This is a genomic window from Polaromonas sp. P1_E12, from assembly GCF_056405975.1.
In genome coordinates, this window is sequence record NZ_JBFUBB010000010.1 from 115,294 (window position 1) to 128,821 (window position 13,528).

15 protein-coding genes are annotated in these 13,528 nt (G+C 61.3%); 9 read left to right on the forward strand and 6 right to left on the reverse strand.

Annotated features, from left to right (window positions below):
• Positions 1-4: 4 nt before the first annotated feature.
• The 4 genes from ureC to AC1D13_RS22760 are packed head-to-tail and all read right to left on the reverse strand — an operon-like array spanning position 5 to position 2,978.
• A complete protein-coding gene (gene ureC, locus AC1D13_RS22745; protein ID WP_457282149.1) occupies positions 5-1,723 on the reverse strand; it encodes an urease subunit alpha in 1,719 nt (572 codons plus the stop codon).
• Positions 1,723-2,028: an urease subunit beta gene (locus tag AC1D13_RS22750; RefSeq protein ID WP_477690334.1), complete on the reverse strand. Its 306-nt coding sequence runs from the start codon at positions 2,026-2,028 to the stop codon at positions 1,723-1,725. The genes ureC and AC1D13_RS22750 overlap by 1 nt, the downstream gene beginning before the upstream one ends.
• 8 nt (positions 2,029-2,036) lie before the next feature.
• Positions 2,037-2,654 carry a HupE/UreJ family protein gene (locus AC1D13_RS22755; protein ID WP_477667668.1) on the reverse strand — a complete coding sequence of 206 codons (618 nt, stop codon included), beginning with the start codon at positions 2,652-2,654 and terminating at the stop codon, positions 2,037-2,039.
• A gap of 21 nt (positions 2,655-2,675) precedes the next feature.
• Positions 2,676-2,978, reverse strand: coding sequence for an urease subunit gamma (locus tag AC1D13_RS22760; protein WP_007874763.1), 303 nt, complete (start codon positions 2,976-2,978; stop codon positions 2,676-2,678).
• A 166-nt stretch (positions 2,979-3,144) separates the two neighbouring features.
• Between AC1D13_RS22760 and AC1D13_RS22765 the strand changes: the two genes are divergently transcribed.
• The 4 genes from AC1D13_RS22765 to infA all read left to right on the forward strand — a co-directional run bounded on the left by AC1D13_RS22765 (position 3,145) and on the right by infA (position 8,716).
• The gene (locus AC1D13_RS22765) at positions 3,145-6,675 is read left to right on the forward strand and encodes a hybrid sensor histidine kinase/response regulator (protein ID WP_477690361.1); all 3,531 of its coding nucleotides are present in this window, start codon (positions 3,145-3,147) and stop codon (positions 6,673-6,675) included.
• A complete protein-coding gene (locus AC1D13_RS22770; RefSeq protein WP_457282146.1) occupies positions 6,659-7,690 on the forward strand; it encodes a response regulator in 1,032 nt (343 codons plus the stop codon). Before AC1D13_RS22765 ends, AC1D13_RS22770 begins: the two co-directional genes overlap by 17 nt.
• Positions 7,691-8,159: 469 nt before the next feature.
• Positions 8,160-8,396: a hypothetical protein gene (locus AC1D13_RS22775; RefSeq protein ID WP_457282145.1), complete on the forward strand. Its 237-nt coding sequence runs from the start codon at positions 8,160-8,162 to the stop codon at positions 8,394-8,396.
• A 62-nt stretch (positions 8,397-8,458) separates the two neighbouring features.
• Entirely contained in the window at positions 8,459-8,716 is a 258-nt protein-coding gene (gene infA, locus AC1D13_RS22780; RefSeq protein WP_092132708.1) for a translation initiation factor IF-1, read from the forward strand.
• Between the two features lie 100 nt (positions 8,717-8,816).
• Here infA and AC1D13_RS22785 read toward each other — a convergent pair whose 3' ends face one another.
• Together AC1D13_RS22785 and AC1D13_RS22790 are read right to left on the reverse strand one after the other, a co-directional pair.
• Complete coding sequence (locus AC1D13_RS22785; protein ID WP_457282144.1) at positions 8,817-10,172, reverse strand: dicarboxylate/amino acid:cation symporter; 1,356 nt, start codon at positions 10,170-10,172, stop codon at positions 8,817-8,819.
• Positions 10,173-10,292: 120 nt separating this feature from the next.
• Positions 10,293-10,910 carry a DUF502 domain-containing protein gene (locus tag AC1D13_RS22790; protein WP_457282143.1) on the reverse strand — a complete coding sequence of 206 codons (618 nt, stop codon included), beginning with the start codon at positions 10,908-10,910 and terminating at the stop codon, positions 10,293-10,295.
• 269 nt (positions 10,911-11,179) lie between these two features.
• Here AC1D13_RS22790 and AC1D13_RS22795 point away from each other — a divergent pair, with 269 nt between their 5' ends.
• From AC1D13_RS22795 to AC1D13_RS22815, 5 genes are all read left to right on the forward strand, one after another.
• A complete protein-coding gene (locus tag AC1D13_RS22795; RefSeq protein WP_457282142.1) occupies positions 11,180-11,344 on the forward strand; it encodes a hypothetical protein in 165 nt (54 codons plus the stop codon).
• A complete protein-coding gene (locus tag AC1D13_RS22800) occupies positions 11,341-11,712 on the forward strand; it encodes a hypothetical protein (protein ID WP_457282141.1) in 372 nt (123 codons plus the stop codon). The genes AC1D13_RS22795 and AC1D13_RS22800 overlap by 4 nt, the downstream gene beginning before the upstream one ends.
• A complete protein-coding gene (locus tag AC1D13_RS22805; protein ID WP_477667666.1) occupies positions 11,709-11,882 on the forward strand; it encodes a hypothetical protein in 174 nt (57 codons plus the stop codon). The genes AC1D13_RS22800 and AC1D13_RS22805 overlap by 4 nt, the downstream gene beginning before the upstream one ends.
• Positions 11,883-12,163: 281 nt before the next feature.
• The gene (locus AC1D13_RS22810) at positions 12,164-12,403 is read left to right on the forward strand and encodes a hypothetical protein (RefSeq protein WP_457282139.1); all 240 of its coding nucleotides are present in this window, start codon (positions 12,164-12,166) and stop codon (positions 12,401-12,403) included.
• A gap of 116 nt (positions 12,404-12,519) precedes the next feature.
• The gene (locus AC1D13_RS22815; RefSeq protein WP_457282138.1) at positions 12,520-13,332 is read left to right on the forward strand and encodes a hypothetical protein; all 813 of its coding nucleotides are present in this window, start codon (positions 12,520-12,522) and stop codon (positions 13,330-13,332) included.
• Positions 13,333-13,528: the final 196 nt, after the last annotated feature.

Below are 13,528 nucleotides of genomic sequence, written 5' to 3' on the forward strand. Positions count from 1 at the left end.
AACCTTAAAACAGGAAATAGCGTTGCGTCATCGGCAGGCTGGTGGCTGGCTCGCAGGTCAGCAGCTGGCCGTCTGCGCGCACCAGGTAGGTCTGGGCGTCAACCTCCATCCTGGGCAGATAGGCATTGTGGACCATGTGCTGCTTGCGCACGCCGCGCACGTTCTTCACCGCACTCAGGTTTTTGGCCAGGCCAAAGCGCTCCTTGACGCCGGCGTTCAGCCCGGCTTGCGAGACAAAGGTCAGCGAACCTTTGGCAATCGCGCCGCCGAAGCCGCCGAACATGGGGCGGTAGTGCACTGGCTGCGGCGTGGGGATGGAGGCGTTCGGGTCGCCCATGGCCGCCATGGCGATAAATCCACCCTTGAGGATCACCGAGGGTTTGATGCCGAAGAAGGCCGGCTTCCACACCACGAGGTCGGCCCATTTGCCTAACTCGACTGAGCCGACTTCGTGCGAGATGCCATGGGCAATCGCCGGGTTGATGGTGTATTTGCTGATGTAGCGCTTGGCGCGGAAGTTGTCGTGGCGGTCCGTGTCGCCGGGCAGCTTGCCGCGCTGCTGTTTCATCTTGTGCGCGGTCTGCCAGGTGCGGATGATCACTTCGCCGACGCGGCCCATGGCCTGGCTGTCACTGCTCATCATGCTGATGGCGCCCAGGTCGTGCAGCACGTCTTCGGCTGCGATGGTTTCCTTGCGGATGCGGCTTTCGGCGAAGGCCAGGTCTTCGGCGATGCCGGCGTCCAGGTGGTGGCACACCATCAGCATGTCGACGTGCTCGTCAAGCGTGTTGACGGTGTAGGGCATGGTCGGGTTGGTGGAGGAGGGCAGGAAGTTCTCTTCGCCCACCACACGCAGGATGTCGGGTGCATGGCCGCCGCCAGCGCCTTCGGTGTGGAAGGCGCAGAGGCTGCGGCCTTTGGTGGCGGCAATCGTGTTCTCGACAAAACCCGACTCGTTGAGTGTGTCGCTGTGGATGGCGACCTGTGTGTCGGTTTCTTCCGCCACATCCAGGCAGTTGCTGATGGCCGCGGGCGTGGTGCCCCAGTCCTCGTGCAGCTTCAGGCCGATGACACCGGCGTTGATCTGCTCGTGCAGCGCGGCGGGCAGGCTGGCATTGCCCTTGCCGAGGAAGCCGAGGTTCATGGGGAAGGCGTCGGCTGCCTGCAGCATGCGCTCAATGTTCCAGGGGCCGGGCGTGCAGGTGGTGGCAAAGGTGCCGGTGGCCGGGCCGGTGCCGCCGCCCAGCATGGTGGTGATACCGGCCGTCAGCGCTTCCTCGATCTGCTGCGGGCAGATGAAGTGGATGTGCGAGTCGATGCCGCCGGCCGTGACGATCATGCCTTCGCAGCTGATGATCTCGGTGCCGGGGCCGATGATCATGTCGACGCCGGGCTGGGTGTCGGGGTTGCCGGCCTTGCCGATGGCGGCGATGCGCCCGCCCTTCAGGCCGATGTCGGCCTTCACGATACCCCAGTGGTCGATGATGAGCGCATTCGTCATCACGCAATCCATCGCGCCTTCGGCCCGGGTTTTTTGCGACTGGGCCATGCCGTCGCGTATGGTCTTGCCGCCGCCGAATTTGACTTCCTCACCGTAGCTGCCGGCGCGCAGGGTGTAATCGGCTTCGACTTCGACCACCAAATCCGTATCGGCCAGCCGCAGCCGGTCACCGACGGTGGGGCCGAACATTTCCGCATAGGCGCGGCGTCCAATTGTTGCCATCAAAGTGCTCCCTGCACGAGTCCGCGAAAGCCGAACACTTTTCGGTCGCCGGAAAATTCCACCAATTCCACCGTGCGCTGCTGCCCCGGCTCGAAGCGCACGGCCGTGCCCGACGCGATGTTCAGGCGCATGCCGCGCGCGGCCTCGCGGTCAAAGCCAAGCGCGCCGTTGGTTTCGGCGAAGTGGTAATGCGAGCCGACCTGTATGGGCCGGTCGGCCGTGTTCTGCACAACGACGGTCAGCGTGCGGCGGCCTGCGTTGAGTACGTGGTCGGGGCCGTCGGTGATGAGTTCGCCGGGAATCATGGTGCGCCTCAGGCCAGTTGGGCGAGCAGGGTCACGCCGAAGAGGGCGACGGCGGCGCCAGCTATGCGAGGCAGCCAGACGCTGGCGCTGCGCAGCGCCCAACCCGCACCCAGGCCCGCCAGGTGCAGCAGCAGCGTAGCGGCCAGCATGCCCGACAGGGTGGCCCAGGCGCCGGGCGCTCCGGCCAGTTCATAGCCGTGGGCCAGGCCATGGAAAACGGCGAACACACCGGCGATGAGCGCCGCCGCAATGCCGGGTACATGCCAGCGCGTCACGACCAGCAGGCCGGTGACCAGCAGCGAAGCCGCGATCATGGGCTCGACGGCGGGAATCTGCAGACCCTGCAGGCCCAGCAGGGCGCCTGCCAGCAGCATGCCGGCAAAGCCCAGCGGGCCCCACAACAGTTCAGGCCCGGCGCGCCGCGCGGCCAGCGCGCTCCACAGGCCCACGGCCACCATGGCCGCCAGGTGGTCCATACCCGTCAGCGGGTGGAAAAAGCCGCTGAGGAAGGCGCTGGCGTGGTCATGCACCGCAGCGCCGGATTGATGGTCAATATGGGCGCTAGCACCCGTCGATACTGCGCAAGCAGCTATCAAAAAGAGAGCGTTTTTGGTTTTGATTTGCATGGTGGCGATCTCGGGTAATGCTTAAACAATCGGCTGGTGCACGGTGACCAGCTTGGTACCGTCGGGAAAAGTCGCTTCGACCTGGATGTCGGGGATCAGCTCGGGGATGCCGTCCATCACGTCGGCGCGGGTCAGCACCGTGCGGCCCTCGCTCATCAGCTGGGCGACGGATTTGCCGTCGCGCGCACCTTCCATGACGGCGGCGCTGATGAGGGCGACGGACTCGGGGTAGTTGAGCTTGAGGCCGCGGGCGCGGCGCCTTTCGGCGAGCAGGGCAGCGGTAAAAATAAGGAGCTTGTCTTTTTCTCTGGGCGTCAATTCCATGGGGCTCTCTCAGGGCAGGCTGCCGGCTTGGGGATGCTTGCCGGGGTGCAAGAATGGTGCCATAAGAAACGTGAGCCACCAAGGCCGCCCCGGGGTAGAACGCATGGCACAGAACATGCACCTGAAGACGGTCAATCACTCCGCGCCCGGCGCATCTGCCCACTCCATGGACGCCCCGCTCACGCCCCAGCTGCCGCCACTGCCGCCCGAAGCGGCCGGGGCCGCGCCTTTGGCGGCCGAAGCGCCGCCGCTGCAGCGCATCATCAAGGTCAGGCGCGACTACAACAGCTGGGTGGCAAGCGAAACCATGGAAGACTATGCGCTGCGTTTCACGCCGCAGCGCTTTCGCAAGTGGTCTGAATGGCGGGTGGCCAACACCGCGTTCGGCGCGGCTTCTTTCCTGATTCTGGAAGCTGTGGGTGCCACGCTGCTGGTGAAGTACGGGTTTACCAACGCCTTCTGGGCGATCATGGCCACCGGGCTCATCATTTTCATGGCGGGCCTGCCCATCAGCATTTACGCAGCGCGTTATGGCGTCGACATGGACTTGCTGACGCGCGGCGCCGGTTTTGGCTATATCGGCTCCACGCTGACCTCGCTCATCTACGCCTCGTTTACCTTTATCTTTTTCGCGCTGGAAGCGGCGGTCATGGCTTACGCCCTGGACCTCGCCCTGGGTATCCCGCCCAGCTGGGGTTACCTGATCTGCGCGCTGGTGGTCATTCCGCTGGTAACCCATGGTGTCTCCGCGATCTCCCGCCTGCAGGTCTGGACGCAGCCTTTATGGCTGATCATGCTGGTGGTGCCTTTTGTTTATGTCTTCCTGCGCGATCCCGGTGCGTTTTCGGGCGTTTTGCACTACGGAGGGGAGACTGGAACGAACGGCGAATTTAATTTGCACCTGTTTGGTGCTGCTTTAACAGTCGGAATCGCGCTGATCACCCAGATGGGTGAGCAGGCCGACTATTTGCGCTTCATGCCGGTGCAGACTGACGCCAACCGCTGGCGGTGGTGGGCCGGTGTGCTGGCGGGCGGGCCCGGCTGGGTGCTACTCGGCGTGGTGAAGATGCTGGGCGGCGCTTTCCTGGCCTATCTGGCCATCTCCAACATGGTGCCGCTGGACCGGGCGGTAGACCCCAACCAGATGTATCTTGCGGCCTACGAGTATGTCTTTCCGAATTACGGCATGGCGGTGGCGGCCACGGCGCTGTTCGTGGTGGTGTCGCAACTGAAGATCAATGTGACCAACGCGTACGCCGGTTCCCTCGCGTGGTCGAATTTTTTCTCGCGCATCACGCACAGCCACCCCGGGCGGGTGGTGTGGGTGGTGTTCAACACGCTCATTGCCTTCATGCTGATGGAGATGAATGTGTTCCAGGCGCTGGGCGACGTGTTGGGGCTGTATTCGAACATCGCCATCGCATGGGTGATGGCTGTCGTCGCCGACCTGGTCGTCAACAAACCGCTGGGCCTTTCTCCCAAAGGCATTGAATTCAAACGGGCCCACCTGTACGACATCAACCCGGTCGGCGTGGGCGCCATGGCGCTGGCTTCGCTCTTGTCGGTCACAGCGCATCTGGGGCTTTACGGCGAAACGGCGCGGGCTTTTTCCGCGGTGATCGCCATGGGCACCGCATTTGTGACCGCGCCCCTGATCGCGTGGGCGACCCAGGGCCGTTACTACATTGCGCGCAGCTCCGGAGCGACTGCTTCGGACGGTTCTTACAAGCGCTATGCGACGCAGCAGTGTGTCATTTGCGAACGCGCCTACGAAGGCCCGGACATGGCGCACTGTCCCGCCTACCAGGGGCCCATCTGCTCGCTGTGCTGCACGCTGGACGCGCGCTGCGGCGACCTGTGCAAGCCGCACGCCAGCCTGTCGGCGCAGTGGTCGGGTGCGCTGCGCTGGCTGCTGCCGCGCCGCACCTGGCCTTACCTTGATACGGGCCTGGGCCATTTCCTGCTGCTCATGCTCATCATCGTGCCGCTGCTGGCCAGCGTGTTCGGCCTGCTGTACCACCAGGAAATCAGCGCGCTGGCGGACATCGAGCCTTCCGAGCCGGCTTTGCGTTCAGGTTTCATGAAGGCGTACATGGCCTTGCTGGTCATTGCCGGCCTTGTGGCCTGGTGGCTGGTGCTGGCGCATAAAAGCCGCCAGGTGGCCCAGGAAGAATCGAACCGCCAGACCCATTTGTTGATGCGCGAGATCGAGTCGCACCGGCAAACAGACGAGGCGCTGCAACAGGCCAAGCTGGTGGCAGAAGAGGCCCGCCGCCATGCCGACCAGGCCAACCAGGCGAAAAGCCGCTATATCAGCGCCATCAGCCACGAATTGCGCACGCCGCTCAACAGCATCCTGGGTTACGCGCAGCTGATGGGTGAAGACAACGCCATACCGCCGCACCGCAAACAGGCTGTCAGCGTCATCAAGCGCGGGGGCGAACACCTGCTTTCGCTGATCGAGGGAACGCTCGATATTGCCCGCATCGAGGCGGGCAAGCTCACGTTGAATGTCAAGCCCATGCATTTCGCCGACTGTGTGCACGAGATGGCCGGCATGTTCGAGCTGCAGGCCGCCGCCAAGGGTCTCGGGTTCCGCTTTGAGACCAGCGGTCATCTGCCGGAGCTGGTGCGAGCCGATGAGAAACGCGTTCGGCAGATTCTCATCAATTTGCTGGGCAACGCCATCAAGTTCACGGCGCAGGGCCAGGTGATTTTCAGGTTGCGCCATGCGCGCGAGATGGCCTACATCGACATTGAAGATACCGGCCCGGGCATGGGTGAGGCGGAGCTGTCCCGGATTTTTGAGCCTTTTGCGCGAGGGGCTACAGCCGGCCAAAGCGCGGAAGGCATACCGGGCGCCGGTTTGGGCTTGACGATTGCCAAGATGCTGACCGACCTGATGGGTGGCGAGATGACGGTGGTCAGCACCCCGGGCGAAGGCTCGATTTTCCGTATCCGGCTGTTTTTGCCCGAAGTGCACATGGCCGCAGGAGCCGTCAAGGATGCCGCCACCAAACCAGCCAGGCGCCAGCCGCGCGGCTATGAAGGGGTTCGCCGCAAGCTGCTGGTGGTCGACAACGAAGAGCCCGACCGTGAACTGCTGGTGCAACTGCTTGAGCCCATGGGATTTGAATTGCGTACCGCCGCCAGCGGTCACGATTGCATGGATCTGCTGGCCAGCGGGTACCGGCCCGACGTGATCTTCATGGACCTGGCCATGCCGGGGATCGATGGCTGGGAAACCCTGCGCCGTGTGCGTGCGTCAGGGCACGAGGACATTCATCTCGCCATTGTTTCCGCCAACGCATTCGACAAGGGCGCCGAGAACGATGCCGGCATCCTTCCCGAGGATTTCATCCTCAAACCGGTGCGCCATACCGAACTGATCGACTGGCTTGAACGGCGGCTGGCCCTCAAGTGGCGCTATGACCTTGCTGCGGATGACGGCGACCCTGTGGTCCAGGCCGTGCCACCGCGTGTACTGCCCGATGCGTCTCAACTCGCGGCCCTGCTCGAGGTCGTCAATCTCGGGTTTTACCGGGGCATCATGAACAACCTGGCAGAAATTGAACGGCAGCGGCCGGAGGCCGCGGCCTTTGTGGACGAAATGCGCGTGCTGGCGCGGCAATTTCAGTTTGAAGCCATGGGCCGCCAGCTAGCCAACAAGGAGACGGGCCATGAGCAGCGTGCTTGACGACGGACCAACGCTGGATCGAAAGCTGGACCGCACACTGGACCGGGCCAACAGCGATATCGTGCTGATTGTGGACGACGTGCCCGACAACCTGTCGGTCCTGCACGATGCGCTCGATGAATCGGGCTATACCGTCCTTGTGGCCACCAGTGGCGAGGCAGCGCTGCAGCGTGCGCTGCAGGCTTTGCCCGACATCGTTTTGTTAGACGCCATGATGCCCGGGATGGACGGCTTCGAAGTTGCCAAGCGCCTGAAGGCCATGGCTGAAACGGCGCACATTCCCATTATTTTCATGACCGGTCTCACGGAAACCGAGTACCTCGTGGCGGCCCTGGAAGCCGGTGGAGTGGACTACGTTACCAAACCGATCAAGCCCAAGGAAGTGATGGCACGCATGGGCGTGCATTTGCAAGGCGCCCGCCGTGCCAGGCAGGAAGCGCGGCAGGCAGGGCAAGCACGCAATGCGCTGGACGCTTTCGGCTACGCCAGCATCACGGTGCGCATGGGCGGTGAGGCAGACGGGAAATTGATCTGGCAAACGCCGCTGGCGCGCGACCTGCTCATGCGCTATTACGGTACGTCCGCGCCGCAAACACCCGAACCTGTACTCAACTGGCTGCGCCGCCACATGGCGGAGGCCGAGCGCCAGGTTGAGCCGCCGCGCCTGGCGGTGGAGCTTGGTCCGCGGCGCCTGACCTTCCGGCTGCACCAGCAGACCGGCGACGGCGACGGCGGCGGTGACTGGTTGATCGTCATGCGCGAAATTTCCGACGACGCAGTGGTGGAAGCCATGAGCCTGAGCTTCAAGCTCACCGCCCGAGAAGCTGAAGTGCTGTATTGGGTGGTCAAGGGCAAGACCAATCGCGACATTGGAGACATCCTGGGCTCTAGCCCAGCCACGGTCAAAAAGCATCTGGAACGGGTGTATGCCAAGCTGGGTGTGGAAACCCGCACCGCTGCCGCAGGTATGGCCATGAACCGCATACGGCAGCTGCATCCCCAGTTTGAGGGCTAGAGATAGAGCCCCCACGCTTGTCGCTTCGCGTACTGCGTTGCCCCCCGAGGGGGCCGCTGCGCCTGCGGCCCGGCAAAGCCGGCTCCGCGGCCCCTGGTTGCTAAGAATGAGCGGTTTGCGATGGCCTTATCAGGTAAAAAGCGTGATTTCCGCTGGGCGGTTACAATAAGAGCTTCGGTAAAGCATCAGCTTTTTTCATCGAGGCCTTTTCCCAACAGGCTTCCTTCTCAATTGCGGCGCTTCCCAGAGCCCGAATCCACAGTGTTTTCAGTGCCCATACAGTCCTGAACCCTCTCAACACTGTTCCGTTTTTCCGGCGAGCACTATTCCCGACAGTGCCACGCATGGCTCAACCAGCCCAGCCCCTGACAAGGGCCAGGTGGGTGGACACCGAACACCCGCCGGCTTGCTCGCAAGCCGATTACTCCTTATTTATCAAGCCGGGACACATACCCGGCACGGACTTTTTATGAACGTAGATCACACCAAAATCGCGGTGGGCAAGTACCTTGTCTCACCACTGGCCAAGCAGCAAGGCGAACGCTACGCTGCATCGGTCTCCATCCGCTCAGGCAGCGGCAGCGCCACGCACGACCGCGTGATGCGCTTCAGCGGCCTTTTCGACAGTGCGGCCGCGGCCGTGCATTACGCGACGGAACATGCCCTCGGCTGGATCCACGAGCGTTCGGCGCCGGCCTGCGCATAAGCCTTGCCAGCCCTTACAACAGACATCACTGACAATTTTTCCAATTCCCTAGGAGTTACATCATGGCCAAAGAAGAACTGATTGAAATGCATGGGCTGGTAGACGAAGTGTTGCCTGATTCGCGCTTTCGCGTCACGCTCGACAACGGCCACAAGCTCGTGGCCTATACCTCCGGCAAGATGCGGAAAAACCATATTCGTATCCTTGCCGGCGACCAGGTGTCGCTGGAACTCTCGCCCTATGACTTGAGCAAGGGCCGCATCACCTTCCGCCATATCGCTGGCCGTGGCCCAGGCCCGGCGCCGCGCCAGGCTCGCTAAACCGGCGGCTCGTCGCGCCCCAAAAAAGCACAAAGCCCGGCAGGCGGAGAATCCTCCGTTTGCCGGGCTTTGTTGTTTTTCCCTGAACTGTGAACAGGCCCTAGCGCCGGCCGGTCGCCATGTGCTCGGTCTTCTTGTTGATCAGCACTTCGGGCTCCTGGGCCTCGACCCAGGTTTCATGGTTGAGCCCGGCCTGGAGCCGCTCAGTGTCCAGATCATTCGTCCATTTGGCGACCACTATCGTGGCCACGCCATTGCCGATCAGGTTGGTCAGCGCCCGCGCTTCCGACATAAAGCGGTCAATCCCCAGAATCAGCGCCAGCCCGGCCACAGGCACGGTACCCACCGCCGACAACGTGGCGGCCAGCACAATGAATCCGCTGCCGGTGATGCCTGCCGCGCCTTTCGAAGTCAGCAACAGCACCGCCAGCAGCGTGAGTTCCTGCGTGAGGGTCATGGGCGTATTGGTGGCCTGCGCGATGAACACCGCCGCCATCGTGAGATAGATCGAGGTGCCGTCCAGGTTGAACGAATAACCGGTCGGGATCACCAGGCCGACGGTGGTTTTCTTTGCGCCCAGGTTCTCCATCTTTTCCATCATGCGCGGCAGCACGGACTCGGACGACGAGGTGCCCAGCACGATCAGCAGCTCTTCCTTGATGTACTTGATGAACTTCCAGATGCTGAACCCGTGCAGGCGCGCAATGGTGCCCAACACCACGAAGATGAAGATCAGGCAGGTCGCATAAAAAGCGGCCATCAGCTTGCCGAGCGACACCAGGCTGTCCACGCCATAAGCGCCTATGGTGAAGGCCATTGCGCCGAAAGCGCCTATGGGCGCCACCTTCATGATGAAGCCGACAATGGTGAACAGCACATGCGAGGCTTTTTCGACGAAGTCGAACACCAGCGTACCGCGCCCGCCGAAACGGTGCAACGCGAAGCCGAACATCACCGCGATCAGCAGCACCTGCAGAATTTCACCCTTGGCGAAGGCATCCACCACGGTGGACGGAATGATGTTCATGATGAAGTCGGTCGTGCCGACCATTTTCCCGGGGCCGGTATAGGCCGCGATGGCCTTGGTGTCCAGCGTGGACACGTCGACATTCATGCCTTCGCCCGGCTTGAATACGTTGACCAGGACCAGCCCGATGATCAGCGCGAAGGTGCTGACGACTTCAAAGTACAGCAGCGCCAGGCCGCCGGTCTTGCCGACCTTCTTCATGTCCTCCATGCCGGCGATGCCGATCACGACGGTGCAGAAGATGATGGGTGCGATCATCATCTTGATGAGCTTGATGAAGCCGTCGCCCAGCGGCTTCATGAGCTTTCCGGCCTCAGGGTAAAAATGCCCCAGCAGCACACCGGCGATCACGGCGCAGATCACCTGGAAGTAGAGCGATTTGTAAAGGGGTGGCTTGCGGCTTGTCTTCGTTGTCGTTGTGCTTGTCATGGCCGGGTCGCATCAGCGAATGCGCGGGTTGTGGGGGACGGATTCAATATAGCCCCGCCACGCGATTTGTCCATGTGGGAAACCACAGATAACAAATCTTTACGCCGCCCCGGCGTAAGCTCAGCCGGCCGGGCTGCCGCTGCCACTACCCGCGGCCGGCGGGCGGGCCATCCACGCAATCAGTGACGAGCGCATGGCTTCTTCCACCGACATGTCGATAGGCTGCACCCACTCCGTCGGCACAAACACCGTGTAGCCACCGATCATGTAGCCCATGGGTAAATAAACCGCGACACGCTCACCCGGAAGGAATCCGGAGGGCAGGTCGGCAAAGCTGCGGCGGGTGATCAGGCCCACGATTTCCATCGCGTGCCCAGGCATGCGCAGTATCACCACGCTTTGCTCGCCCTGCTTGCCCGAAGGTGAAAAGTAGTCGGCAAAACTCTTGAGCGACGAGTAGATGCTTTTGACCACCGGCAAATTGGTAAACGGCAATTCCGCAAAAGACAGCACTTTGCGCACACTTTGCTGGGATACCAGGAAGCCAATCGCCAGGATGGTCAGGATGCCGAACGCCAAGCCCATGCCGGGCAGGTAAAAACTGCCGATAAGAGGGCGCAGGATCCACAGGGCGGCAGTTTCCATCCATGCCAGGAAGATATAGAGGAGGTATACCGTCAGTGCCACCGGCAGGATGGTGATGAGGCCACGAAAGAAATATTTATAGAGGCTTTTCATGGGCTTTTCGTTGGCTTTTCGTTAAGGCGCGCTGCGCATGGTGCATTTTTCTGGCTAGCCTGCAATATAACCATTTCGCATGACACACCTCGCCAGGGAGGGTGTCGGCTTTCTCCTACATTTTCACGGTACTAATCACTGCCGGGTGTCACAGTCTCTTGCTTAAACTGTCGCAGTGCAGCCAATGCCCAACATTCGCCAAATTACCCGCAGCTGCTTTGACGCGATAACAAAATCAATCAACCCACAGCCCCAAGCCCAGCGCTGACATGAACCCGGACCCAGGTCTTCTTCCCGCTCACATCGTGCTTGCACCTGAGCAAGCGCCGATGCTGAAAGTTACCTTTCATTCCCTTGATATTTTTCGGCTGCGCTATCAACTGCGCAACAACGTCATGCCCGGCCATCACGGCCTTTTTCTAGGATATTTATGAGCCAATCCACGCTGGTCAATGCGCAACTCAATGTCCCCTTGCGTTCCCTTGCCCTGACAGTCGAAGAACCCGCGCCAGGCGAATTTTGCTGGCGCATCCTGGAGAGCCACGCGGATCCTCGGGTGTTTGAATCGGTGTCCTGCTCCGATATCAGTTTTGCCGCATATGACACTGCATTGGCCACCGGTTACGGCGAGTTGCAGCGCCTGATCGGTCCCGACCTGCAATACGGCCCGCGCAGCGATGAGCCTCAGCAGGTCGATCTTTTCGGTGCTGCCAGTTCTGCGAAGAAAAATACGGCGGCGGGCAGCCCGGAAATCCGTGCGGCGAGAGACACCGGCATCAAACCGGGTGCGGTACCTGCGTGAAACCCGATCTGCAAGCGGAGTACGTGCGGCTCCGCGCACAGCTTGAGGCCCTGGAGGCGGCGCCGGTAAAAGATTTTCCACGCATGGATCAGCTCATCGATGAGCTTGAGAAAATTCAGCTGGCCATCAAGGCCGAACACGGCCTCAAGGGCAACAATCCCAACGAATAGTCCGCCGGATAGATATGCAGGAACGGCAGCACCGCAGCATGGCAAGTGCGGCCCCACTCAGCGCAGAACGCGCAGGGAGCATGGGCGATTCTGAATCAGGCCCAGGTGTTTATATTGGTTCGGTGCGTAGCATTTTGTGACCTCGCTTGTCCTACACGACAGGCCGTACCGGACCGACGCCGTGTCCCAGTCTCCCCTCGTAAATTGGAATTAGCTGGCAATACGGCCAGCCATTTACCAACCCTGATTGCCTGTGATGGGCATGACTTAAGGAGCAAGACATGAAGTTTTCCAAATCCCTGGCCTCTGCCGTAGCCGCCGCCGCTGTTGTGAGCACCATTGGCCTGGCATACGCCCAGACCGAAACCCCAACGGCACCAGCTGCGCCTGCAGAGTCGTCCGGCCAGACCATGCAAAACCAGGACACCACCACCCCTAGCAGTGCGGCACCTGCCACCACGACTGAAAGCAACACGGCTGGCTTCCAGACCGAGCGCCCAGCACAAGCTGACCGCAACTAAACCCAGACCGTCATGCACCTTGGTGTGACACCGCTCCGGTTTGCCATGTCTTTTAAGGCGCGGCTTCCGGAGCGTTTTCACATGGCTGCCGGATCGTCATTGTTTTAGCGCAGGCCATGCGTCGTATTTTCATGAACATGTTTGCGTCGCCCACGCCCTCGGCCGGCGATGGGCCCGGCACCAGCCGCGCAGACGTTCTTGACGGCATCAAGCAAGGCATCTTGCTGGGCTCGGCACTGCTTGTCCTGACATTGCCGCTTTTTCATGCCCGTCCGGTTTCTTCTCCGGCCCTGAACCCCATCCCTTCCAGCGCCTTGCAGCTGGCGCCGTCTTTGCGCTTTGCCGATTTTGGTGAAGAGCCTGCGTCGGATGAGGCGCGGCAGGTTGCCAATTGGGTGGTTGCCTCGGGGGACAACCGCAGGCTTTTCTTTGTCATCCTCGACAAGATAAATACCAAGGTTTTTGTTTTCGAACCCTCCGGCAAGTTGCGCAGCGCCACGCCCGTGCTGATCGGTGCGGCGGTCGGCGATGATTCCGTGACCGGTATCGGCGGGCGGCCCATTGCGCAGGTGCAGCCCCACGAACGCACCACACCGGCGGGCCGGTTTATGGGGGAGCCTGGCCGCAACACCTTGGGCGAAGATGTTGTCTGGGTGGATTACGAAGCAGCTGTTTCCATGCACCGCGTGCGAACACTGGAGCCCAAAGAGCGCCGGCTGGAAAGGCTTGCGTCTCCCGGTACCGAGGACAACCGTATTTCCTACGGGTGCATCAACATGCCGGTGGCATTTTTCGAAGATGTACTCAAGCCCGCGTTCAATGCGAGCTATGGCGTGATTTACGTTTTGCCGGAAATCAAACCACTGGCTGAGGTTTTTCCTGCCGCCCATGCGCTTGCCGCAAAACAGGGGCTTCGCCCCGCCGCCTGACACCCGCCTGTTCGCTCCTTCGATCACCTCTCGCGAAGAGTGAGTTGTAACAACCCCCTGCGTACTGTTGCGCGCTCGCATCTTCAATGCGAAAAATGCCCGCATGTGGCCGCTGTTACCAAATTCCTGAGTAGCTAAATCTGGATGCAAAAAAAGCATGAATGACAATACGGCAAACGATTTATTGCTATTAAAA

Coding starts and splice junctions, on each gene's coding strand:
- ureC (WP_457282149.1), bottom strand. CDS start 1,723: ATGGCAACAATTGGACGCCGCGCCTATGCGGAAATGTTCGGCCCCACC.
- AC1D13_RS22750 (WP_477690334.1), bottom strand. CDS start 2,028: ATGATTCCCGGCGAACTCATCACCGACGGCCCCGACCACGTACTCAAC.
- AC1D13_RS22755 (WP_477667668.1), bottom strand. CDS start 2,654: ATGCAAATCAAAACCAAAAACGCTCTCTTTTTGATAGCTGCTTGCGCA.
- AC1D13_RS22760 (WP_007874763.1), bottom strand. CDS start 2,978: ATGGAATTGACGCCCAGAGAAAAAGACAAGCTCCTTATTTTTACCGCT.
- AC1D13_RS22765 (WP_477690361.1), top strand. CDS start 3,145: ATGGACGCCCCGCTCACGCCCCAGCTGCCGCCACTGCCGCCCGAAGCG.
- AC1D13_RS22770 (WP_457282146.1), top strand. CDS start 6,659: ATGAGCAGCGTGCTTGACGACGGACCAACGCTGGATCGAAAGCTGGAC.
- AC1D13_RS22775 (WP_457282145.1), top strand. CDS start 8,160: ATGAACGTAGATCACACCAAAATCGCGGTGGGCAAGTACCTTGTCTCA.
- infA (WP_092132708.1), top strand. CDS start 8,459: ATGGCCAAAGAAGAACTGATTGAAATGCATGGGCTGGTAGACGAAGTG.
- AC1D13_RS22785 (WP_457282144.1), bottom strand. CDS start 10,172: ATGACAAGCACAACGACAACGAAGACAAGCCGCAAGCCACCCCTTTAC.
- AC1D13_RS22790 (WP_457282143.1), bottom strand. CDS start 10,910: ATGAAAAGCCTCTATAAATATTTCTTTCGTGGCCTCATCACCATCCTG.
- AC1D13_RS22795 (WP_457282142.1), top strand. CDS start 11,180: ATGAACCCGGACCCAGGTCTTCTTCCCGCTCACATCGTGCTTGCACCT.
- AC1D13_RS22800 (WP_457282141.1), top strand. CDS start 11,341: ATGAGCCAATCCACGCTGGTCAATGCGCAACTCAATGTCCCCTTGCGT.
- AC1D13_RS22810 (WP_457282139.1), top strand. CDS start 12,164: ATGAAGTTTTCCAAATCCCTGGCCTCTGCCGTAGCCGCCGCCGCTGTT.
- AC1D13_RS22815 (WP_457282138.1), top strand. CDS start 12,520: ATGCGTCGTATTTTCATGAACATGTTTGCGTCGCCCACGCCCTCGGCC.